This is a genomic window from Streptomyces sp. NPDC101166, from assembly GCF_044768125.1.
Classification (GTDB): domain Bacteria; phylum Actinomycetota; class Actinomycetes; order Streptomycetales; family Streptomycetaceae; genus Streptomyces.
Map to the genome: position 1 here is coordinate 175,923 of NZ_JBIWPF010000007.1, position 21,627 is coordinate 197,549.

The 21,627-nt window shown below is 69.7% G+C and carries 19 protein-coding genes and 2 tRNA genes; 15 read left to right on the top strand and 6 right to left on the bottom strand.

All coding sequences use genetic code 11. The annotated features are described in order from the left end of the window. Window positions 1-43: 43 nt before the first annotated feature. The 7 genes from recF to ACIRS4_RS15210 all read left to right on the top strand — a co-directional run bounded on the left by recF (window position 44) and on the right by ACIRS4_RS15210 (window position 8,712). Entirely contained in the window at window positions 44-1,165 is a 1,122-nt protein-coding gene (gene recF, locus ACIRS4_RS15180; protein ID WP_404195099.1) for a DNA replication/repair protein RecF, read from the top strand. After that, window positions 1,162-1,698, top strand: coding sequence for a DUF721 domain-containing protein (locus ACIRS4_RS15185; RefSeq protein ID WP_404195101.1), 537 nt, complete (start codon window positions 1,162-1,164; stop codon window positions 1,696-1,698). The genes recF and ACIRS4_RS15185 overlap by 4 nt, the downstream gene beginning before the upstream one ends. 482 nt (window positions 1,699-2,180) lie before the next feature. After that, the gene (gene gyrB / locus ACIRS4_RS15190; RefSeq protein ID WP_404195500.1) at window positions 2,181-4,241 is read left to right on the top strand and encodes a DNA topoisomerase (ATP-hydrolyzing) subunit B; all 2,061 of its coding nucleotides are present in this window, start codon (window positions 2,181-2,183) and stop codon (window positions 4,239-4,241) included. Between the two features lie 42 nt (window positions 4,242-4,283). Next, window positions 4,284-6,878, top strand: coding sequence for a DNA gyrase subunit A (gene gyrA / locus ACIRS4_RS15195; protein ID WP_404195104.1), 2,595 nt, complete (start codon window positions 4,284-4,286; stop codon window positions 6,876-6,878). A gap of 19 nt (window positions 6,879-6,897) precedes the next feature. Continuing rightward, complete coding sequence (locus ACIRS4_RS15200) at window positions 6,898-7,818, top strand: DUF3566 domain-containing protein (protein ID WP_404195107.1); 921 nt, start codon at window positions 6,898-6,900, stop codon at window positions 7,816-7,818. 124 nt (window positions 7,819-7,942) lie between these two features. Next, a tRNA-Ile gene (locus tag ACIRS4_RS15205) sits at window positions 7,943-8,019 on the top strand. A gap of 339 nt (window positions 8,020-8,358) precedes the next feature. Further along, entirely contained in the window at window positions 8,359-8,712 is a 354-nt protein-coding gene (locus ACIRS4_RS15210; protein ID WP_404195110.1) for a DUF1330 domain-containing protein, read from the top strand. A gap of 164 nt (window positions 8,713-8,876) precedes the next feature. Here the strand turns inward: ACIRS4_RS15210 and ACIRS4_RS15215 are convergent, their stop codons facing one another. Together ACIRS4_RS15215 and ACIRS4_RS15220 are read right to left on the bottom strand one after the other, a co-directional pair. After that, a complete protein-coding gene (locus ACIRS4_RS15215) occupies window positions 8,877-10,313 on the bottom strand; it encodes a helix-turn-helix domain-containing protein (RefSeq protein ID WP_404195112.1) in 1,437 nt (478 codons plus the stop codon). Between the two features lie 293 nt (window positions 10,314-10,606). After that, the gene (locus tag ACIRS4_RS15220) at window positions 10,607-10,984 is read right to left on the bottom strand and encodes a DUF6344 domain-containing protein (protein ID WP_404195115.1); all 378 of its coding nucleotides are present in this window, start codon (window positions 10,982-10,984) and stop codon (window positions 10,607-10,609) included. 349 nt (window positions 10,985-11,333) lie between these two features. Here ACIRS4_RS15220 and ACIRS4_RS15225 point away from each other — a divergent pair, with 349 nt between their 5' ends. Together ACIRS4_RS15225 and ACIRS4_RS15230 are read left to right on the top strand one after the other, a co-directional pair. Further along, window positions 11,334-11,462, top strand: a complete 129-nt coding sequence (locus tag ACIRS4_RS15225) for a DLW-39 family protein (protein ID WP_003999697.1) — start codon at window positions 11,334-11,336, stop codon at window positions 11,460-11,462. Window positions 11,463-11,726: 264 nt separating this feature from the next. Next, window positions 11,727-12,992: a hypothetical protein gene (locus ACIRS4_RS15230; RefSeq protein ID WP_404195118.1), complete on the top strand. Its 1,266-nt coding sequence runs from the start codon at window positions 11,727-11,729 to the stop codon at window positions 12,990-12,992. On the opposite strand, the gene ACIRS4_RS15235 is transcribed toward ACIRS4_RS15230, so the two are convergent. Both ACIRS4_RS15235 and ACIRS4_RS15240 read right to left on the bottom strand, forming a co-directional pair. Then, the gene (locus tag ACIRS4_RS15235; RefSeq protein WP_404195121.1) at window positions 12,956-14,518 is read right to left on the bottom strand and encodes a serine/threonine-protein kinase; all 1,563 of its coding nucleotides are present in this window, start codon (window positions 14,516-14,518) and stop codon (window positions 12,956-12,958) included. The genes ACIRS4_RS15230 and ACIRS4_RS15235 overlap by 37 nt on opposite strands. Window positions 14,519-14,785: 267 nt before the next feature. Next, window positions 14,786-15,334 (bottom strand): helix-turn-helix domain-containing protein, encoded by a 549-nt coding sequence (locus ACIRS4_RS15240; RefSeq protein ID WP_404195124.1) that lies wholly within the window; start codon window positions 15,332-15,334, stop codon window positions 14,786-14,788. 185 nt (window positions 15,335-15,519) lie between these two features. On the opposite strand from ACIRS4_RS15240, the gene ACIRS4_RS15245 reads away from it, so the two are divergent. Together ACIRS4_RS15245 and ACIRS4_RS15250 are read left to right on the top strand one after the other, a co-directional pair. Continuing rightward, window positions 15,520-15,592 (top strand) — tRNA-Ala (locus ACIRS4_RS15245). Between the two features lie 377 nt (window positions 15,593-15,969). After that, entirely contained in the window at window positions 15,970-16,575 is a 606-nt protein-coding gene (locus ACIRS4_RS15250) for a hypothetical protein (protein ID WP_404195126.1), read from the top strand. A gap of 151 nt (window positions 16,576-16,726) precedes the next feature. Here the strand turns inward: ACIRS4_RS15250 and ACIRS4_RS15255 are convergent, their stop codons facing one another. Continuing rightward, on the bottom strand, window positions 16,727-17,428 hold the full coding sequence (locus tag ACIRS4_RS15255; RefSeq protein WP_404195129.1) for a DUF5324 family protein: 702 nt from the start codon (window positions 17,426-17,428) through the stop codon (window positions 16,727-16,729). Between the two features lie 357 nt (window positions 17,429-17,785). On the opposite strand from ACIRS4_RS15255, the gene ACIRS4_RS15260 reads away from it, so the two are divergent. Then, window positions 17,786-18,313, top strand: a complete 528-nt coding sequence (locus ACIRS4_RS15260; RefSeq protein ID WP_404195132.1) for a peptidylprolyl isomerase — start codon at window positions 17,786-17,788, stop codon at window positions 18,311-18,313. Window positions 18,314-18,453: 140 nt separating this feature from the next. Next, on the top strand, window positions 18,454-19,350 hold the full coding sequence (locus ACIRS4_RS15265) for a rhomboid family intramembrane serine protease (protein WP_404195133.1): 897 nt from the start codon (window positions 18,454-18,456) through the stop codon (window positions 19,348-19,350). A gap of 267 nt (window positions 19,351-19,617) precedes the next feature. Here the strand turns inward: ACIRS4_RS15265 and crgA are convergent, their stop codons facing one another. Further along, window positions 19,618-19,872, bottom strand: coding sequence for a cell division protein CrgA (crgA, locus tag ACIRS4_RS15270; RefSeq protein WP_130439105.1), 255 nt, complete (start codon window positions 19,870-19,872; stop codon window positions 19,618-19,620). 141 nt (window positions 19,873-20,013) lie between these two features. Here crgA and ACIRS4_RS15275 point away from each other — a divergent pair, with 141 nt between their 5' ends. Beyond that, a complete protein-coding gene (locus tag ACIRS4_RS15275; RefSeq protein WP_404195136.1) occupies window positions 20,014-20,802 on the top strand; it encodes a DUF881 domain-containing protein in 789 nt (262 codons plus the stop codon). Window positions 20,803-20,857: 55 nt separating this feature from the next. Next, a complete protein-coding gene (locus ACIRS4_RS15280) occupies window positions 20,858-21,625 on the top strand; it encodes a class E sortase (RefSeq protein ID WP_404195139.1) in 768 nt (255 codons plus the stop codon). The last annotated feature ends 2 nt before the right edge of the window (window positions 21,626-21,627 follow it).

The following is a 21,627-nucleotide window of genomic DNA, read 5'->3' on the forward strand; positions in this document are numbered from 1 at the left end:
CGTGTGAGCGGTCCACAACGCCGCGGGAGGTCGGCGAAACGACATGCACGTCACGCACCTGTCGCTGGCCGACTTCCGTTCCTATCCCCGGGTCGAAGTCCCGCTCGACCCGGGGGTCACGGCCTTCGTCGGCCCCAACGGGCAGGGCAAGACGAACCTGGTCGAGGCGGTGGGCTACCTCGCCACCCTCGGCAGCCACCGCGTCTCCTCGGACGCGCCCCTGGTCCGCATGGGCGCCGACCGCGCGGTCATCCGGGCGCAGGTCCGCCAGGGCGAGCGGCAGCAGCTGGTCGAGCTGGAGCTGAACCCGGGCAAGGCCAACCGCGCCCGCATCAACCGCTCCTCGCAGGTCAGGCCCCGAGACGTGCTGGGGATCGTCCGGACGGTGCTGTTCGCGCCGGAGGACCTCGCCCTGGTCAAGGGCGACCCCGGGGAGCGGCGGCGCTTCCTGGACGAGCTGATCACCGCCCGCTCCCCGCGCATGGCGGGCGTGCGCTCCGACTACGAACGCGTGCTCAAGCAGCGCAACACCCTGCTGAAGTCGGCCGCGCTGGCCCGTCGGCACGGCGGGCGTTCGATGGATCTGTCCACGCTCGACGTCTGGGACCAGCATCTCGCGCGCGTGGGCGCCGAGCTGCTCGCCCAGCGGCTCGACCTGGTCGCCGCGATCCAGCCGCTCGCGGACAAGGCGTACGAGCAACTGGCCCCGGGCGGCGGCCCGGTCGCCCTGGAGTACAAGCCGTCGGCCCCCGGCGAGGCGCACACCCGCGAACACCTCTACGACCAGCTGACGGCCGCGCTCGCCGACGCCCGCAAGCAGGAGGTGGAGCGCGGCGTCACCCTCGTGGGGCCCCACCGGGACGATCTGGTGCTCAAGCTCGGTCAGCTGCCCGCCAAGGGATACGCCTCGCACGGCGAGTCCTGGTCCTACGCGCTCGCCCTGCGCCTGGCCTCCTACGATCTGCTGCGCGCCGAGGGCAACGAGCCGGTGCTGGTCCTCGACGACGTCTTCGCCGAGCTGGACGCCCGCCGGCGGGAGCGGCTGGCGGAACTGGTCGCTCCCGGCGAGCAGGTGCTGGTGACGGCCGCGGTCGACGACGACGTACCGCATGTGCTCGCGGGAGCGCGGTACTCCGTGTCCGAGGGGACGGTGGAGCGCGTATGACCGCGGACGAGCCCGCGACGAAGAATGCGGCCGAGCCGTCCGGCGTCGACCTCGCGCGCGTGGCGCTGCGGGCGGCGCGGGAGCAGGCGCGCGCACGTGGGGAAGTGGCGCAGCAGAAGAAGCAGGCCCGGCGCGGGGGTGGGCTGCGGTCGGGCGCGCGGGCGGACGGCCGGGACCCCATGGCGCTCGGCGCCGCGATCAACCGGCTGCTCACCGAGCGGGGCTGGGAGGCGCCGGCCGCGGTGGGCGGGGTGATGGGCCGCTGGCCGCAGATCGTCGGCGAGGACGTCGCCAAGCACTGTGTGCCCGAGAGGTACGACGAGGACGAGCGCGTGCTGTTCGTGCGCTGCGACTCCACGGCCTGGGCGACCAATCTGCGGCTGCTCGCGCCGACGCTGGTGGCCCGTCTCAACGAGGACCTGGGGCACGGCAGGGTCAAGCTGATCAAAGTGCAGGGGCCCGGCGGTCCGGCACGCCGTTACGGCCCGCTGCGGGCCCCGGGCAGTACAGGTCCGGGCGACACCTACGGGTGATCTGCGTCACGTGATGGCGGTGGGGCGGGCTGCGCGGAGCGCGGGGACCGTCGCCGCGCGCGTGCGCGGGCGGAGCTCCTTCGCGGCCCGCCCGCCGGCGCGCACAGGGGGCAATGGCCTCGAATCGCCCGTACACAGTGGCGAATACGGACCTGACTTCCCGATAGCCAAGGGTTGACACCTGGAAGCGCTGAGTGCCGCTGTGAGCCTCTTGGAGCCCTGCTCCGCATATGGGGACCCGGCCGAGACCGGTTGAGGGCGGCACATGGGTACTCAGGTACCGGCAAACCCCCATCACTGTCAGCGCTACCGGTAGACTGGAAGCCAATCCCGCCCCCACTGTGGGGACCGCCCGGGAGAAGCTGAGCAACGCTGATCAAGGCTTACCGACGCAACATGCCGCAGCCGCTCCGGCGAACCGCCCCCTCAAGGGGAGGGGACCCCCAGGAGTTCGGCTCGTGCTGTGCCAGAAAGGGCGCTTCGTGGCCGATTCCGGCAACCCCAACGAGAACATCCCGTCCACCGACGCCGGCGTGAGCAGCGAGGTCACCGTCTCAGGCGGTGAGGTCACCGCCTCCTACGACGCCAGCGCCATCACCGTCCTCGAGGGTCTGGACGCGGTCCGCAAGCGACCCGGTATGTACATCGGCTCGACCGGTGAGCGCGGCCTGCACCACCTGGTGCAGGAGGTCGTCGACAACTCCGTCGACGAGGCGCTGGCGGGCCACGCGGACACCATCGACGTGACGATCCTCCCCGACGGCGGGGTCAGGGTCGTCGACAACGGCCGTGGCATCCCGGTGGGCATCGTCCCCTCCGAGGGCAAGCCGGCCGTCGAGGTCGTGCTCACCGTGCTGCACGCGGGCGGCAAGTTCGGCGGCGGCGGCTACGCGGTCTCCGGCGGTCTGCACGGCGTGGGCGTCTCCGTGGTGAACGCCCTGTCGACCAAGGTGGCCGTCGAGGTCAAGACCGACGGTCACCGCTGGACGCAGGACTACAAGCTGGGCGTCCCGACGGCCCCGCTGGCGAAGCACGAGGCCACCGAGGAGCACGGCACCTCGGTGACCTTCTGGGCCGACCCGGACATCTTCGAGACGACCGACTACTCCTTCGAAACGCTCTCGCGGCGCTTCCAGGAGATGGCGTTCCTCAACAAGGGCCTGAGGATCAGGCTCACCGACGAGCGGGAGTCGGCCAAGGCGACGTCCGGCGCGGACGAGGCGGGCGCGGACGAGAGCGCCGAGGTCAAGTCGGTCGACTACCACTACGAGGGCGGCATCGTCGACTTCGTGAAGTACCTCAACTCCCGCAAGGGAGACGTGGTGCACCCCTCCGTCATCGACCTCGAGGCGGAGGACAAGGACAAGCACCTGTCCCTCGAAGTCGCGATGCAGTGGAACAGCAGCTACACCGAGGGCGTCTACTCCTTCGCGAACATCATCCACACCCACGAGGGCGGCACGCACGAGGAGGGCTTCCGCTCGGCGCTGACCAACCTGATCAACAAGTACGCGCGTGACAAGAAGCTGCTGCGGGAGAAGGACGACAACCTCACGGGCGACGACATCCGCGAGGGTCTGACGGCGATCATCTCGGTCAAGCTGAGCGAGCCCCAGTTCGAGGGGCAGACGAAGACCAAGCTGGGCAACACGGAGGCGAAGACCTTCGTCCAGCGGGCGGTCTACGAGCACCTCACGGACTGGCTGGACCGCAACCCGGTCGAGGCCGCGGACATCATCCGCAAGGGCATCCAGGCGGCCACCGCGCGCGTGGCGGCCCGCAAGGCCCGCGACCTGACCCGTCGTAAGGGGCTGCTGGAGTCGGCGTCCCTGCCGGGCAAGCTCTCCGACTGCCAGTCGAACGACCCCGCCAAGTGCGAGATCTTCATCGTCGAGGGCGACTCGGCCGGCGGCTCGGCCAAGTCCGGCCGCAATCCGCAGTACCAGGCGATCCTTCCGATCCGCGGCAAGATCCTCAACGTCGAGAAGGCCAGGATCGACAAGATCCTGCAGAACCAGGAGATCCAGGCGCTGATCTCCGCCTTCGGCACCGGTGTGCACGAGGACTTCGACATCGAGAAGCTCCGCTATCACAAGATCATCCTCATGGCGGACGCCGACGTCGACGGCCAGCACATCAGCACCCTGCTGCTGACCTTCCTGTTCCGCTTCATGCGGCCGCTGGTCGAGGCCGGGCACGTGTACCTCTCGCGTCCTCCCCTGTACAAGATCAAGTGGGGCCGGGACGACGTCGAGTACGCCTACTCCGACCGCGAGCGCGACGCGCTGATCGAGATGGGCCGGCAGCGCGGCAAGCGCGTCCGCGAGGACTCGATCCAGCGCTTCAAGGGTCTTGGCGAGATGAACGCCGAAGAGCTGCGGGTGACGACCATGGACCAGGAGCACCGGGTCCTCGGCCAGGTCACCCTCGACGACGCCGCCCAGGCCGACGACCTGTTCTCGGTCCTGATGGGCGAGGACGTAGAGGCCCGCCGCGCGTTCATCCAGCGCAATGCCAAGGACGTCCGCTTCCTCGACATCTGAGTCGGTCTCAGCTGACCGCACAGGGAAGGATCTTCACCAGCAATGGCCGACGAGAACACTCCCGTCACCCCTGAACAGGGCGGCGAAGTAGCGATGCGTGTCGAGCCCGTCGGGCTCGAGACGGAGATGCAGCGCTCGTACCTGGACTACGCGATGTCCGTCATCGTGTCCCGCGCGCTGCCCGACGTCCGGGACGGTCTCAAGCCCGTCCACCGCCGCGTCCTGTACGCCATGTACGACGGCGGCTACCGCCCCGAGCGCGGCTTCTACAAGTGCGCGCGCGTGGTCGGCGACGTCATGGGCAACTACCACCCGCACGGCGACAGTTCGATCTACGACGCCCTGGTCCGCCTCGCCCAGCCGTGGTCGATGCGGATGCCGCTGGTCGACTCCAACGGCAACTTCGGCTCCCCGGGCAACGACCCGGCCGCGGCCATGCGCTACACCGAGTGCAAGATGGCGCCGCTGTCGATGGAGATGGTCCGCGACATCGACGAGGAGACCGTCGACTTCACGGACAACTACGACGGCCGCTCCCAGGAGCCGACCGTCCTGCCCGCCCGGTTCCCGAACCTGCTGATCAACGGCTCGGCGGGCATCGCGGTCGGCATGGCGACCAACATCCCCTCGCACAACCTGCGCGAGGTCGCGGCCGGCGCCCAGTGGTACCTGGAGAACCCGGAGGCCTCGCACGAGGAACTCCTGGAGGCGCTGATCGAGCGCATCAAGGGCCCGGACTTCCCGACCGGCGCGCTGGTGGTGGGCCGAAAGGGCATCGAGGAGGCCTACCGCACGGGCCGCGGCTCGATCACCATGCGCGCGGTGGTCGAGGTCGAGGAGATCCAGAACCGCCAGTGCCTGGTGGTCACGGAGCTGCCCTACCAGGTCAACCCCGACAACCTCGCGCAGAAGATCGCCGACCTGGTCAAGGACGGCAAGATCGGCGGCATCGCGGACGTCCGCGACGAGACGTCCTCGCGGACCGGCCAGCGGCTGGTCATCGTCCTGAAGCGGGACGCGGTCGCCAAGGTCGTCCTGAACAACCTCTACAAGCACACCGACCTGCAGACCAACTTCGGCGCGAACATGCTGGCGCTGGTCGACGGCGTGCCGCGCACGCTCTCGCTGGACGCGTTCATCCGTCACTGGGTGGCGCACCAGATCGAGGTCATCGTCCGCCGTACGCGTTTCAGGCTGCGCAAGGCGGAGGAGCGCGCGCACATCCTGCGCGGCCTGCTGAAGGCCCTGGACGCCATCGACGAGGTCATCGCGCTGATCCGGCGCAGTGAGACCGTCGACGTGGCGCGCACGGGCCTGATGGGCCTCCTGGAGATCGACGAGATCCAGGCCAACGCCATTCTGGAGATGCAGCTGCGCCGGCTGGCCGCCCTGGAGCGCCAGAAGATCGTCCAGGAGCACGACGAGCTCCAGGCGAAGATCCGCGAGTACAACGAGATCCTCGGCTCGCCGGTCCGTCAGCGCGGCATCGTCAGTGAGGAACTGGCCGCCCTCGTCGAGAAGTACGGCGACGACCGCAAGACCAAGCTGGTGCCGTTCGAGGGCGACATGTCCATCGAGGACCTGATCGCCGAAGAGGACATCGTCGTCACCATCTCGCGCGGCGGCTACGTCAAGCGCACCAAGACGGACGACTACCGCTCGCAGAAGCGCGGCGGCAAGGGCGTGCGGGGCACGAAGCTCAAGGAAGACGACATCGTCGACCACTTCTTCGTCTCGACCACGCACCACTGGCTGCTGTTCTTCACCAACAAGGGCCGGGTGTACCGCGCCAAGGCCTACGAGCTGCCGGACGCCGGCCGGGACGCGCGCGGGCAGCATGTGGCGAACCTGCTGGCCTTCCAGCCGGACGAGGCGATCGCCGAGATCCTCGCGATCCGCGACTACGAGGCGGCGCCGTACCTGGTGCTCGCCACCAAGGCGGGTCTGGTCAAGAAGACACCTCTGAAGGATTACGATTCGCCCCGCTCCGGCGGTGTGATCGCGATCAATCTGCGCGAGCAGGAGGACGGCTCCGACGACGAACTGATCGGCGCCGAACTGGTCTCGGGCGACGACGATCTGCTTCTGATCAGCAAGAAGGCTCAGTCGATCAGGTTCACCGCCACGGACGACGCTCTGCGTCCCATGGGCCGCGCCACCTCGGGCGTCAAGGGCATGAGTTTCCGTGAGGGGGACGAGCTGCTCTCGATGAATGTTGTTCGACCCGGTACGTTCGTGTTCACTGCCACAGACGGCGGGTACGCGAAGCGCACCGCCGTCGACGAGTACCGCGTCCAGGGTCGCGGCGGCCTCGGCATCAAGGCCGCCAAGATCGTCGAGGACCGCGGTTCGCTGGTCGGCGCTCTGGTGGTCGAGGAGACGGACGAGATCCTCGCCATCACGCTGTCGGGCGGTGTGATTCGTACGCGAGTCAACGAGATCAGGGAGACGGGCCGTGACACCATGGGCGTCCAACTGATCAACCTGGGCAAGCGCGATGCCGTCGTGGGCATCGCACGTAACGCCGAGGCGGGGCGCGAGGCGGAGGAGGTCGACGGCGACATTGCCGTGGACGAGACCGTCGACGACGCCGCGCCCACCGGCACGGACGAGGGTGAGGCGCCCTCGGCCGAGTAGGCACGAGGAGTGAGTCATCGTGAGCGGAGCCACGGGCGCCGGTTCGGTCGGTACATCGGCCGGTACGTCTGACGGCCCTTCCACCGGCGGCGCCGGCAAGGAATCGGACGACGGCGGCAGTGGCTCCGCCGCGGGGGCGAAGGACGCGCGTTCGACCGACGCGCGGGGGACCGACGGCCGTGCGGGCGACGCCAGTACGGCCGGCGCCCGCTCGAACGACGCGCGGGCGACCGACCCGCACACGACCAACCTCAAGGCGATCAAGCCGTCGGACAAGCCGCCGACGAACGACTCGCGCTCGCCTGACACGCATGGATCCCAGGGGGGAACTGTGACGGACGCCCGTGGCCCGCAGACCCAGCAGCACGCGGCTGGGGCGGGCCCGTCCGCTCCGGGCGGCAAGGCGCGGCCGCAGGGCGGGGCGGAGAGCCGCCAGACGGTCTCTCCGCTTCCCGGCGAGCGGCAGTCGCAGCAGGCCGCCACGCCCTACCACCCGCCGCAGGCCTACGCCTCGCAGAACCAGGCCGACGCGGCGCGCCGCCCGAGGACGGGCGCCCGCACCACGCCCCGTGTGCGCAAGGCGCGTCTGAGGGTGTCGAAGGCCGACCCGTGGTCGGTGATGAAGGTCAGCTTCCTGCTCTCCATCGCGCTGGGCGTCTGCACGATCGTCGCGGCCGCCGTCCTGTGGATGGTCATGGACGCGATGGGCGTCTTCTCGACGGTCGGCGGCACCATCTCCGAGGCCACCGGTTCGACCGAGTCGAACGGCTTCGACCTCCAGTCGTTCCTGTCCCTCCCCCACGTCCTGATGTTCACGTCGATCATCGCGGTCATCGACGTCGTCCTCGCGACGGCCCTCGCGACGCTCGGCGCGTTCATCTACAACATCTCCGCCGGCTTCGTCGGCGGCATCGAGCTGACGCTGGCCGAGGACGAGTGACCTCACGCGCGGAGGCCGTTCCAAACCTCCGCGCACGGTCCCACGGGAACCGATTTTGGGACTGCCCACGTCGTGCGCTAATCTTCAGGAGTCAGCGCGCGGGACACACTCCGCAGAGCGCGGCGGGGCTATAGCTCAGTTGGTTAGAGCGCATCCCTGATAAGGATGAGGCCACAGGTTCAAATCCTGTTAGCCCCACCAGCCAGAAGACCCCCGGACCATCGGTCCGGGGGTTTTTTGACACCCGCGGTTGACACCAACGGCGGTGCACGGTTGCGGTCAGCCGATGAGCGGGCCCGGGCGAGCCGGACCGTGATGCGGCGTACGCCAGCCCGCTCGACGAGGCGATCGTACGCGGCCCCCTGAACCACGCCCGCTCCACGGTGTGTGGGTCGACGGCGGACGGGATGGGAGCCGGGGTGATCGGTGGGCTGAGGGGGGCTGGGGGTAGCACTGGCGCTTACCTCAGAAGTCATTGAGGCTTGCGACGCTCCTGGCTACGTTTGCGTTCTCCCACCGGAACGAACGAAGGGGCCGGACGTGCCCGCATACGGGTTCGCGCACTTACGTGACCGTCGACACCACCCGGACATCCTCGAGTACCTCAAGAGGATCCAGGGCACCCTCGACCCATTCCATGGCCGCTTTCTGATCCACGGCCCACCGACGGCGGTGGTAGAGGGCAGCTGGCCGGGCAGCATGGTGCTGATTGAGTTCCCTGGCATGGCCGAGGCCCGCGCTTGGTACGAGTCCCCCGCGTATCAGAAGATCCTGCGGCTGCGGGCCGACCACATCGACGGAGACCTCTTGTTGGTCGAGGGCGTCGGTCCCGGGTACGACCCGCGTGAACGTGCGGAGAAACTCCAGGCCGAGGTGCCCGGGCAGCCCACCTAATACGCTGCACAGGCTCTGCCGACCGCGCCCGTCTCTGCCGACCCTCTGACGTAAACGCCACCCCATGATCGACCTGATGAGGATGAGGCCACAGGTTCAGATCCTGTTGGCCTCACCAGCCAGAAGCCCCCCGGACCGTCGGTCCGGGGGTCTTCTGACGTTCCTCACTCCCCGGTTTCCGACTCCTCGGAGGCGTCTGTCATGGGGATCCAGCCGTGGGGGTTGCGGTACCAGTAGTGCGGCAGTCCCTCGATGCTGGTGGTGCGGAACGGGCGGCCGTGGTCGTCGATGCGTACCGTGCCGCTGCGGCCCTCGGAGGACCAGTCGAGTTCGAGGTACCAGTCGCAGGTGCAGGACACGGTGTGCGCGGAGAGCAGCAGAACCTCCGGCTCCCGCAGGGACACCTGGTAGGGGAAGTCGATCGCGGGGGCGGGTCTGTCGGGATCGTTGCCGGGCATCGGGCGGGCCAGGGGGCGTTGCGCGTCGAGGTCGACGGAGAAGTAGCGGGGGATGAGGATGGCGCCGCAGCCCTCGTACGTGGAGTAGGCGATGCCCCCGCGGTCTGCGGGGGTGGTGCGGTCGGCCATGCGCACACGCAGTGCCTCCAGGACGACGGCGGCGGAGCCGCGTCCCTGCACCGAGATCCGCAGATCGGTGGTGCGCCCGTGCACCGCTTCCTGGGACGCGGCCCACACCGCGGCGTCCGTCGGGGCCGGCGGCGGCGGGACCTGCCGCGGCGGCTTGGCGATGACGTAGTCGTGGTCGCACTCGCTCTGCCAGAGCTGGGAGTCGGCCGTCCACGTGAGCGGGACCTGCGGTGGGGCCGCGCCGGCGCCCGGCAGGGGCTCACGCGGGCTGCTCCGGCCGGTGGTGACCGGCGTCGACGGCTCGGGGGCGGTGGGCGTGGATGCGGTGGGGGCGGAGGCCGACGGCTCACCCGTGGCGGAGGAAGGTCCGGCGGCGGATCGCAGGCCACCGCCGGGTGCGGCCGGTGCTGGGGGAGCTGGTGTGGTGGGGGCGGAGGCAGACGGTCTGCCGCCGACGGCAGGGCGTTCGGCAGCGGATGCGGTGAGGCCGGCGAGCGCGATGGCGAGTACGGCCGTCAGCGCCGTCGATCGTACGGAGCGTCGTCGGTCGCGCCGGGCAAGGGGCCGCCGGGCTGCCGATGATGTCGGTGCCGGGAGCGGGGCAGTACGTGAGGCGGGCTGCGGCTCCGGATGCGGGGCTGCCGGTGCCTCGTCCGCTCTGCTGCCGGGCTCCTCTGAGGGGGCCGGAGCCGCGGTGTGGGGCTTCGTCGCCGGCCGGGCGGTGGAGGGGCGGGACCGTTGCCGTGCCGCGACCGCCAGAATCCATCGGCGGTGCACCTCCACCCGTTCCTCGGCGGAGGCTCCGCAGAGCGCTGCGAACCGCTCGATCCCGGTGAAGTCCAGGGGGACCGCCTCGCCGGCGCAATAGCGGTGCAGCGTGGAGGCGTTCATGTCCAGCCGGCGGGCCAGGGCCGCGTAGCTGCGGTCTGTGCGCTCCTTCAGCCGCGTGAGCAGCAGCGCGAACTCCGCCACGTCATCGTGGATCGCATCCATGTGGTCCGTACTCGTCTTCATCCGTCGGCTTGTGCGGTCGGGTCCGGGTCCGGGGCTGTGCCCCGGCAACTCCCCATACCTGCACGTCAATACGGCTGGGATGGTTCCAGGCCGACGTCATTTCGCTGCGAGTGGAGGACCCTGCTTCCGGTGTGCCCGGCTGAGGGCGTGACGGCGGCCCGGTGGCTCCTGGGGAGCTGCCGGGCCCGGTGTATGCGGTGTACGCGCGTTCGCCGTCAGGGGTGGTCGGTCGTGAGGGGTGGAGCGGAGAAGAAACGAGGTGGAGCAGGAGGGTCAGCGGTGGAGCAGGAGGATCAGCGCTGCAGCGGGACCAGTTTGCTGAGGGACGGCGGGGGCTCCTCGGGGTCGCAGGCGGCCTCGGTGTGCTCGGCGGGCTCGTCCTCGGGGAGGGGGATGTGGCGGCAGTTGGGGGACTTGCCGTGCGCCTCGGCGCGGATGCGCTGCTTCATCGTGGGCGGTAGGGCCATCGCGGGGAGCCAGGGCCGTGGAGTCGCCTGCGGCACGACCACGTTCGCGCGTACGGCCCCCTCGGTCTCGTCGCTGTTGCGGGTCGGCTCGGTCTGCGCTACTGCCGGCGTGGCGGTCGTGGTGGCGAAGCCGAGCGCCGTGCACAGCGCGAGGAAGGCGCTGACGACGGCGGCCCACAGCTTCATGACTCGGTTCTCGCGCATGTCCCCTCACTTTCGGGTTGGGCGATTTGCGTACATTGCTCATCATGTGTATGGGGGGATCGAAGTGGTGGACCGACGCTCGTGGCGAGGCGATGTTCGGATGAACACCACTCGTATGGGCGCAAGACGTGAGAAAAGGGCTGAAAAGACAAGGAAGGCGATCGAATCACCCTCTGTCAAGATCTGATCACCCTCCGATCGGAGGGTGTGATCCGCTTCCCCCCGCGCTCGCTACTGCGCTGTCGAGGGCGGGAGTTGAGGAGCCGACGTAGGTCACCGATCGGTATCGGTCGGTGTGTATAGTCGGGCGCCAGAGGTCCCCAACGTCAAGGAAAGACGAGGTAGCGCGGTGAAGAAGCTTCTCCTGGTCGCACTGGCCGCCATCGGCGGGCTCCTCGTGTACCGCCAGATCCAGGCGGATCGCGCCGAGCAGGATCTGTGGACGGAGGCGACTGACTCCGTGCCCACGGGTTCGTGAGTTCCGACACCGGAAACCGAGCAGACCCCGGCCGCCTCTCGCGGCCGGGGTTTTGTGTTCCCGTGTTGCGGGGGACGCCGTGAGGGGTTACAAGAGCCAGAAGCCCGGGGCGGGACGGGTGTCGGCGAGGCCAGGGGGCGTGCGATGGACCGGCGTGGGACGCGACGGACGGAAACGAGAGGGACGAGAGGGGCTGCCGGGGCGAGGCGGGTCGGGCCGCGGCGCGCCTGGCTGCGGGGCCTCGCCCTCACGGTGACGGCCGGCGTGTTCTCCGCGGCGCTTCCGGGGGCGGTCGCCGTCGCGGACACCTCTTCCTACGCCTTCGACACCGGCGCCCGTGAGGCCCCCGCCGCGACCGGCACCGCCGACGCCGTGCCGCTGAGGCCCGGCACGACGTACCGGAGCTCCTACACGGGCCGGGGCAAGGCCTACTACCGCCTCGAACTCGACGGCGCCTCCAACGCCTACGTCCCCGTCACCGCCGTCCCCCGCCCCGGCGCCGTGCTCGCCCTCGGTGACGGGATCAGGGTCGCCGTCCAGGACGCGGACGGCGTCAACTGCTCCTCGGAGTCCGTGACGATCGGCCCGGCCAAGAGTGCCCGGCCGATCACCGTCTGGGGCGCCCGCGAGATCCTCGTCGGCAAGGGGCTGTGTCAGGAGGCCGGGACGTACTACGTGGTCGTCGAGCGGACCGACGGACGGGGGAGGCCCTACCTGCCCTGGGACCTGGAACTCGCCCCGGTCTCCGAACCGTCCCTGGGGCAGCCCGCCCCCACAGCGGTCCCCGAGGCGTGGAACTCGGCCACTCCCACGCCCGTCACCGGCGAGGCCGTCCGCCGTGCCGGGGGCGCCGGCTTCACGCGGGCGACGGCCGTGGGGCAGGGGGTGTGGCGGGACGACATCACGCCCGGCGCGACCCTCTTCTACAAGGTGCCCCTCGACTGGGGGCAGCAGTTGTACGCCGAGGCGGAGCTGGGCAACGCCGAGAAGGACACCGGCTTCGTGGCGCCCGCCCTGGAGATGACCCTCTACAACCCGGTGCGCTCCAAGGTCGCCGAGACCGGTGTCGGATACGGCGGCACCCAGAAGTCGACCTCCCTGAGTCCTCTTCCACCGGTCAGATACGTCAACCGGTACGCCCCCGCCGCTCCGGAGAAGAGCCTGCGCTTCGCCGGCTTCTACTACCTGGAGGTGCACCTGGCCGCGGCGGTCGGGGAACGCTTCGGCGACGGACCCTATGGTCTGCTGCTGCGTCTGCGGGTAGGCGGGACCGCCCAGCCCGGGCCCGGTTACGCGGGGCGGTCCGTGCCGCGCGGCTTCTTCGACGTCGGCTCGGGGGAGGAGGCCACAGGGCCGGGAGGCGCCGGCGGCACGGGTGACGGGGGCGGTGGCGCCGCGATGAGGGCGGTCGCCTTCGGCGGCATCGGCACGGGCAGCGCGCTGCTGGTCGGGCTCGGTGTGTGGACGGTCACGGCCCGGCGGCGTGCCTCCGCTCAGATCCGCGCCAACGCCCAGAACCCCACGGCGTAGCAGGCCAGGGCCAGCAGCAGCACGGGGACCGCGACCTTGAGGGGCGGTCCGGGGCGGGAGGCGGCGCGGGCCCGGCGGTGAGCGCGGTGGGCCCGGTCGGCAGGCCGCGTGGGCATCGCGGGTGCGGGGGCCGCCTGACCGGTGGGCAGGGGACCGGGGTGTGCCCGGGGGTCCTGGGCGGTGTAGGAGGCGGTGGAGGTGTCGGCGCGTTGGTGAAGGTCGGACGGGCTCGGCGTACGAGCGGACAGCGCGAACGTGGGCTCGTACGGTGACACCGGGGCGGGAGCGGGGGCCGGTGGGGCCGGCGGTGTCGAGGAAGGCGTTGTCGTGGGCCGGGGCGGCGGCAGGTGGAAGCTGCCGGTGTCCGACATGGAACGACCGGACGGAACGGACGGAACAGACGGAACGGACGGCGCGGACGAGGCGGAAGGTGCGCCGGGGGAGACGTCGTCCGGCGCGGTGGACGCGGGTGCCGCTCCGGCGAGCCCGCGCGGGTCGCCCGGTGTGGCGTCGGGGCCGCGGGGCGGGGCGGACGGCGCTGGTTCCACGCCGTCGGCCGAGGTGCCGGGAGTGCGCCCTCCTGTGTCCTGCCAGGAGGATGTGCGCTCGAACGCCCGTGGTGTCACCGTGATGCCCGAGGCCGGCTTCAGAGGCCCCTGAGGGCCGAACGCGTCCGGGAGCGGACCGAGTTGGTCGAATATCTCGATCTGCTCGTCGTCCGGTCCGGGTTCGGGCAGCAGTTCGACGGCCTCGGCCAGGGCCTTGCGCGCTCCCGTGGCCGTGCGGAAGCGGGCCCGGGGGTCGGGCTGCAGCAGCATGGCCACCACCTGCCACAGCGGCTCCGGAACTCCCTTGGGAGCGGCGGGAGTTCCATGCTCCGCGAAGTACTGGACGAGGGCCTTCGCGTCCGGCTTGGCGCCCTGGAGGAGATACAGCGCGACCAGGCCTACGGCGAACAGGTCGGCGGGGAAGTCTGGTTCGGAGCCGAGCATCTGTTCCGGCGCGAGGTAACCGGGCGTTCCCACCACGAGGTTGGTCTCGGTCAGACGCGGCTCGCCCAGCCGCATCGCGATGCCGAAGTCGGACAGCCGCAGCCGCGGGCGAGCGGTCCCGGTGGCTTCCAGCAGCACATTGGCGGGCTTGATGTCACGGTGCACGACGCCCTCCGCGTGGACGGCGGAGAGCCCGGACAGGAGTTGGTCGAGCAGGGTGCACACGAAGGCGGGCGGCAGCGGGCCGTAGTCGCCGATGACGTGGACCAGCGAACCGCCGGCCACCAGGTCCATGGTGAAGAGGACCTTGTCGTCGTCCGCGGCCCAGCTGGCCGGCGCGAGGACATGCGGATGATCGATGCGCAGGGCCTGCTCGCGGACGAAACGCAGCAGCGCGTGGGCGTCGCGCTGTTGGAGGACCTTGGCGGCCACGTAACGGCGGCGGCGGTGGTCCCAGGCGCGCCAGACGGCGCCGACCCCTCCGCGGCCGATCGGATCCGCGAGTTCGTACCGTCCGGCGAAGACCTCACCCATGGCAGTGCGTCGCTCCTCCCCCTGCGGTTTCCCCCTTGGTACCCGCTCGCCACCCCCGTGATGAGCGGAACCCTTCCGGACCCCCGTGAGGCGCGGTACTTCCCCGTGCCCCGTGTGACAGTCCCCCGTACTGTCTCTCACTCCCCCGTGCGGCGATCCCCCGTACCGCCTGCCGCTCCCCCGTGCAGCGGTCCCCCGTCCGCTTCGCGGTTCCCCGTGCCGTGTCACGCCCGGTCGCCGAACCCCCTTCGGCCGCCGGGGCGTGGCTCAGCTCTGGTGGGACTGGTAGTGCGAGACCGCGTCCGAGGTGCGGCCGGCCCCGTACACCCGGAGGAACTCTGCCAGTTCCGGGTGGGTGGGGGCGAGACTGTCGGCGGCATCGATGATGTCGCCGGCGGCGGCCACCGAGCGCAGCAGCGACTGGATCTCGCGGACGACCCGCTTGACCGTGGGCGCCCCCGAACCGCTCGTCGTGTGCGTGGTGTTGTTGAGCACCGATCCCCCTTGCGACCTCTTGATCTCGTCCATGCGGTCGGTGGCCTCGGCGGCGCTGACGCTGCCGTCCGCGACCTGGGCGGCCAATTCCTGCAGCAGCTGCACCCGTTGCACCACCGCCGGGTTGCCGATCTTCGCCCGCTGGCCGCTCATCAGCTGCGACAGCATCGGCGCGGACAGTCCCAGCACCCCCGCGAGACGAGCCTGGTTGAGACCAAGATCGTCGATGAGCTTACGGAAGAGCGTCCCCAGCGGCTCCCCGTACCAGTTCCGCTGCAGTTCCCGCGCTCTTGCGGTGGCTTCCTGCTGTGCGGCGTCCATGTGCGTCTCCCCATCGCTTCCCCAAAAAAACGGCGGTTCGCTGTAGCGAACCACGCCGAGCATCTTACGGAGAGTGGTCATCCGAGGGGACCCCCAATCTTTTTGCGGGATACGGGGGGTGACCCGGTACTCTGGTCAGCGGCGCCCACCGGTAAGAGGTTCTTCCGGCCGGACGCTTCTGTTCAGGGGCCTTAGCTCAGTTGGTAGAGCGCTGTCTTTGCATGGCAGATGTCAGGGGTTCGACTCCCCTAGGCTCCACTTCTCCAGAGCCCTCCTTCCTGTGGAAACACAGAGAAGGAGGGCTCTTCGCGTGGGGCTCCATGAGGGCCGCCGACGCCTCCGCATCCCAGGACGGCATCCCAGGGTCTTCTGATTCCGCAGGTCGGCAGGGGTGGGACGGTTCCACTGTCCCGGACGGGGCGGCAGCTGTTGTCGAGGGTCCCGGGCGTCCTGGAATCTGTGGATGTCGCACCGGCCGAGGCGGCACGAGCGCCTCGCCGGCAGTACGACGACGACCACCCTGCGCCTGTGCACCGGGACACCTCTGTGCCCGGACGGCGTTCGGGGCCTTGCGCCACCCGACGTCCCACGACGCAGATACCACTCGCGTTCGGATCAGAGAAGGAAGCCACGACATGAACAGGAACACCTCCGCCAGCCGTCGCCCGGTCCGCGGCATGGCCGTCGCCGCCGGCCTCGTCCTGGCCCTCGGTCTCGGTTCGACGGCACAGGCCTCCGTCGCCGGACCGCCGACCGAAGGCGGCAAGGCCGGCGTCTCCGCCCCGCTCTCCGACTCCGGGGCGTCGCTGTCCGGTCGCCAGATGCTCCGGGTGCTGAAGTCCCTGCTGCCCAAGGGCGGGAAGATCTCCGACGAGCAGAGCCAGGAAGGCTACGCCGCAGTGGTCTGGGACGACGGCCGCGGAAAGAGCATGATCGGGGTGAACTCCCAGTCCGACATGGGCGACGTCCTCGACGGGCTCATGGGCTGCGAGGGCCAGTACATCGAGTGCCAGGCCCTGACCCTGGCCGACGGCACCAAGGTGAAGCGGGCCAAGCGGGCATCCGAGAAGGGCGGCTCCGCCGTGGTGTGGCTGGTCGACACCCTCCACCCCGACGGCCGCCGGGTCATCGTCCAGGAGGTCAACTCCTACGTCGAGGGCGGCCCGGTGACCCGACCGCAGCCCCCGCTCTCGCTCGACCGTCTGCAGACCATCGCCCTCGACTCCCGGTGGGCGGGCTGACCTGATCGCCCTCCGGGCGCGATGTGTTGACGAGCCGTCATCGGATGAACGGGACGTGGCCCCGCCGTGGGACCGAAGGCCGTGTGACCGAAGGAGCCCCTCCGCCGATGATCCGGCGGAGGGGCTCCTTCGGTTGTTTCACGTGAAACGCTCAGCTGCGGTCCTCGCGGTGCGCAGCCTCCTCCTCGGCTTCCTTGGCCTGGACCTCGGGGTCGAGGGCGGCCGGGTCGGTGCCGTCGATCGAGGACAGACCGCCTGCGGCGGGGACCTCGGTGGCGGCGGGAGGCTCGACCAGCCAGTCGGGGTTGGCCTGCTTGTCCCACCACTTCCAGGCGGCGAAGACGCCTCCGGCCACGACGCCGGCCACGGCCAGGGCCTTGGCCAGCTTGCCCGCCCGGGAGCGGCGCCGGTGCTTGCGCGTCAACCTCTCGATCTCCTTCGGCGTCACCTGGCCGCGCAGTGCGGCCAGCGCGGCGACGCTTCGGGAGGCTGCTTCGTCCTTCACGGGCCCGGCCGCGGCTACCGCCTGTTCGATCTTCGGCCGGGAGTAGTCGGCGGCCTGCCGGGCGGCAAGGCGCGTACGGAGTGCCGCTTCATGAGCGGCCTTGTCGACCTTCGGCGGGACGTGCGCCCACGCCTGGTCCAGGCGGGGGGCGACACGGGCGTCGTACTGAACGCGGGCCTGTTCTGCGGCCTGCGACACCTTGGGCGCGAGCCGTACGCGGGCCTCATGCGCATAGAGCGCGGCCCTCTCCTTGGCCGTGTCGGCGTAAGGCGCCACCACTTCCGCGGCGTGCAGCACGCTGTCCTTCGCCGAGCCGGTCGCGGCGCGCACGCTGTCGATGCGGGTCACGGGATCCTCCTCCTCGGTGGCGTACGGTATTTCGACTTTCCACCCTTTTCCGGATCATGCCTGCCGACAGCCGCCGCGGCACGCCCGGACGGGCAGACGGGTGCCGAACGTCCCGAGTTTTTCTTGATCGGATACAAGAACGGGTGCACAAGACGGGGTGAATACGGGACAACGGGAGCTTGTCGTCGACAATGCCACGGATCGGCGTCGCCCGCTCCCGTCCCGGGCGACTCGGGCGTAATTCCGTACCGGAAGCGACCCTTTCCCGACGCGAGAAAGACGTCGGCCGACGTAGGCCTCGGCCCGTGCGAGGATGCGAGGATCGGGGGGATCACAGGAAGCAACGGAAGGCAGATCGTGGCCGAGCAGCTGTACGCCACCCTGAAGACCAACCAGGGTGACATCGTGGTCCGGCTCTTCCCGGACCATGCCCCCAAGACGGTCAAGAACTTCGTCGACCTCGCCACCGGCGGCCGCGAGTGGACCCACCCCGCCACCGGCGAGAAGTCCACGGCCAAGCTGTACGACGGCACGGTCTTCCACCGGGTGATCAGCGGGTTCATGATCCAGGGCGGTGACCCGCTGGGTAACGGCACCGGCGGCCCCGGATACCAGTTCGAGGACGAGTTCCACCCGGACCTGCGCTTCGACAAGCCGTACCTGCTGGCCATGGCCAACGCCGGCCCGGGCACCAACGGCTCGCAGTTCTTCATCACCGTCTCCCCGACGGCCTGGCTGAACCGCAAGCACAGCATCTTCGGCGAGGTCAGCGACCCGGCGAGCCAGAAGGTCGTCGACACGATCGTGGGCGCGCAGACCAACCCGCGCACCGACCGCCCGCTCAACGACGTGGTCATCGAGTCGGTCGTCATCGAGAAGCGCTGACGGCAGGACGCGCGCCGCGCTTCTCGCCAGGCCGGTGCGGGAACCATTTGCCCCGCTCGTCCGTATGGATGAGCGGGGCAAAGCCCTGCGTACGACGCTCCGCACACCGCGTTTCGCACACGATGACGTTGGGGGACCCCATGGATCAGGCGCCGGGCAGCCGGCAGGACGGCGACGCCCACAGCGCGCTGCCCGTCTGCTACCGCCACGCGGATCGTGAGACCGGCGTGCGCTGCACCCGCTGTGAGCGTCCCATCTGCCCCGAGTGCATGGTCAGCGCCTCCGTCGGCTTCCAGTGCCCGGAGTGCGTGCGGGGAGGATCGGGCACGGGGCACGCACCGGAGGCGAACCAGCCCCGCACTCTGGCCGGCGGCGCGGTCGTGGCCGACCCCCGGCTGTTGACCAAGATCCTCGTGGGGATCAATCTCGCGGTCTTCCTCGTCGGCCAGATCCGCCCGTCCTTCCTGGACAAGCTGGTCCTGGTCGGCCAGTGGCCGCCGGCTCCGTACATGCCAGTGGACGGCGTTGCCGAGGGGCAGTGGTATCTGCTGTTCACCTCGATGTTCGCGCACGAAGCGATCTGGCACATCGCGTTCAACATGATGAGCCTGTGGTGGCTCGGCGGCCCCCTTGAAGCCGCGCTCGGCAGAGTTCGCTACCTCGCGCTCTACCTGATCTCGGGTCTCGCCGGCAGCGCCCTCACCTATGTGCTGGCCAGTCCGAGCAGTGGCTCACTCGGAGCCTCCGGCGCCATCTTCGGCCTCTTCGGCGCCACCGCCGTCCTGATGCGCAGGATGCGCTACGACATGCGGCCGATCATCGCCCTGTTGGTGATCAACCTGATCTTCACCTTCAACCCTGGGTTCAACATCGCCTGGCAGGCCCACATCGGCGGCCTGGTCGCCGGTGTCGTCATCGGCTACGGCATGGTTCACGCTCCCCGTGAGCGCCGTGCCCTGGTGCAGTTCGGCACCTGTGCGCTGGTACTGGCCGTCGTCATCGTAATGACCCTGGTGAGGACCAGCCAGCTCACCTGAGCGCGCTGTTTCCACAGTGTGGCCGATCTTGTGCACAGCGTGTGGGAGCAACTGTGCCCCCTGTCACCGACCTGGCATTTGCGCAGGTCAGGCAGGGGGCGAAGAGTCTTGCCGTGACCGGTGTGTCAGTCGTACCGGCGTCAACCCTCGACGGGTTATCCACAGATCGTCTTTCTTTTCCCCAGGAGAGGTGTGGAAATCTCCCGGAGCTGTGGATAACTCAGCGAACAGCCGTGGGCAGAGGTGCCCGGAAGGCCGCTTCCGGGCCTACTTCCACTGGGTGGAGACGCCGAAGCCGGCGGCGATGAAGCCGAAGCCGACCACGATGTTCCAGTTGCCCAGCTGGTCGATGGGCAGCGATCCGTCGGTCACGTAGAACACGACGATCCAGGCCAGCCCGATGAGGAACATCGCCAGCATCACCGGCGCGACCCAGGCACGGCTGTTCAGCTTGATCGCGGCCGCCTGCTTGGCGGGCGGCGGCGTGTAGTCGGCCTTCTTGCGGATACGTGACTTCGGCACGAGGGTCTCTCCTGTCGATGCGCTGCGTGGCCGCGCAGGGTACTGGGTCGGGCTCGGGGCAGCGTACAAGGGGACTCTGAGCGCTCCCCCGGGCGTCCGTTAGCGTAGTGCTTCTACGGCGCCGAAGGAGATAAGGGTACGTTGAGCAATTCTGCCGACTCCCCCAGGACGGGTCCAACGGGTTCCGCCCCCGCCCGTCGCTCCCGCTTCCGGCCGGTGCGGGTGCTCACGGCAGGCGTCTTCGCCCTCGCCGGGCTCCTCTTCTTCACGAGCTTCAACACCGCCAAGGGCACCGACATCCGCACGGACACTTCGCTGCTGAAGCTGTCCGACCTCATCCAGGAACGCAGCCGCAAGAACGGCGAGCTGGACGAGTCCAACGCGACCTTGCGCGAAGACGTCGACTCACTCGCCGAGGCGGACGACGGCCGGACCACGGCCGAGGACGAGAAGCTGGCCCGGCTGGAGGACGAGGCGGGCACCCAGAAGGTCAAGGGCAAGGCGGTCACGGTCACCCTCAACGACGCCCCGCCGAACGCCACCGCCAAGCTCCCCGGCTACCCCGAGCCGCAGCCCGACTACCTCGTCATCCACCAGCAGGACCTCCAGGCCGTGGTCAACGCCCTCTGGAAGGGCGGCGCCCAGGGCATCAAGGTCATGGACCAGCGGCTGATCTCCACCAGCGCGGTGCGCTGCGTGGGCAACACCCTGATCCTCCAGGGCCGCGTCTACTCCCCGCCGTACAAGATCCAGGCCGTCGGGGACCCCGACAAGCTCCAGCAGGCGCTCGCGGACTCCCCGACCATCCAGAACTACATGGTGTACGTCAACGTCTACGGCCTCGGCTGGAAAGTCACCGAGGACGGACCGGTGACTCTCCCCGGCTACTCGGGCACAGTGGACCTGCACTACGCGAAGCCAGTGGAGTAGCCGGAACGCCGCAGGGGCTGGGCCGGCCGGAGCAGCCGTCCTACGGGAGTCGCCGGTGCGCGTGATCGTCCGGACCGTCAGCGAACTGTGCGTCACCGTCGGCGCCGTGATCCTCCTCTTCGTCGTCTACGTGCTCTTCTGGACGGGAGTGAAGGCCGACCGCGTCATGGACGGCCAGATCGAGGAACTCCGGGAGCAGTGGGCTCACCAGCAGCCGGCCGATCCGTCCGGCGCCGACCCGGATTCGTCCGGCGCCGCCCCGGCAGTCACCGTGACTCCGCGTGCCACTGCGAACGCCCGTGCCACCACTGCCCCCGGCGCCCCCGTCGTCCCCGCGCAGCCGGCTCCGTACCGGGCCGGCAAGGCTTTCGCGATCATGTACATCCCGCGGCTTGGTTTCACGTGGAACAAGCCGGTGATCGAGGGCACCACCACGAGCACCCTCAAAAAGGGGCTGGGCCACTACGCGGGCACCGCGGGGCTCGGGCAGCCGGGAAACTTCTCCGTCGCGGGCCACCGCCGCACCTACGGGGACCCCTTCAAGGACTTTCCCGAGCTCAGACGCGGGGACGCGGTGGTCCTGACCGACGGCGCGACCTGGTTCACGTACCGGATCGACCGGGGGCCCTACAAAACCGTTCCGACGGACGTCGAGGTGATCGACCCTGTGCCACGTAAGTCGGGGTATACGCGCCCCGGGCGCTATCTGACGTTGACGACGTGCGATCCCGAGTGGGGGCACAGTCACCGGCTGATCGTCTGGGCGCACCTGGCCTCCGCACAGCCCGTGGAGGCAGGCGAACCCGAGGCTCTGCGCCGTTAGTC

Excerpts from the sequence above, each read along its gene's own strand:
- ACIRS4_RS15215 (WP_404195112.1), bottom strand. The coding sequence starts at position 10,313 with ATGAAGACGAGTACGGACCACATGGATGCGATCCACGATGACGTGGCG.
- ACIRS4_RS15220 (WP_404195115.1), bottom strand. The coding sequence starts at position 10,984 with ATGCGCGAGAACCGAGTCATGAAGCTGTGGGCCGCCGTCGTCAGCGCC.
- ACIRS4_RS15250 (WP_404195126.1), top strand. The coding sequence starts at position 15,970 with ATGAACAGGAACACCTCCGCCAGCCGTCGCCCGGTCCGCGGCATGGCC.
- gyrA (WP_404195104.1), top strand. The coding sequence starts at position 4,284 with ATGGCCGACGAGAACACTCCCGTCACCCCTGAACAGGGCGGCGAAGTA.
- ACIRS4_RS15185 (WP_404195101.1), top strand. The coding sequence starts at position 1,162 with ATGACCGCGGACGAGCCCGCGACGAAGAATGCGGCCGAGCCGTCCGGC.
- ACIRS4_RS15265 (WP_404195133.1), top strand. The coding sequence starts at position 18,454 with ATGGATCAGGCGCCGGGCAGCCGGCAGGACGGCGACGCCCACAGCGCG.
- ACIRS4_RS15240 (WP_404195124.1), bottom strand. The coding sequence starts at position 15,334 with ATGGACGCCGCACAGCAGGAAGCCACCGCAAGAGCGCGGGAACTGCAG.
- ACIRS4_RS15235 (WP_404195121.1), bottom strand. The coding sequence starts at position 14,518 with ATGGGTGAGGTCTTCGCCGGACGGTACGAACTCGCGGATCCGATCGGC.
- recF (WP_404195099.1), top strand. The coding sequence starts at position 44 with ATGCACGTCACGCACCTGTCGCTGGCCGACTTCCGTTCCTATCCCCGG.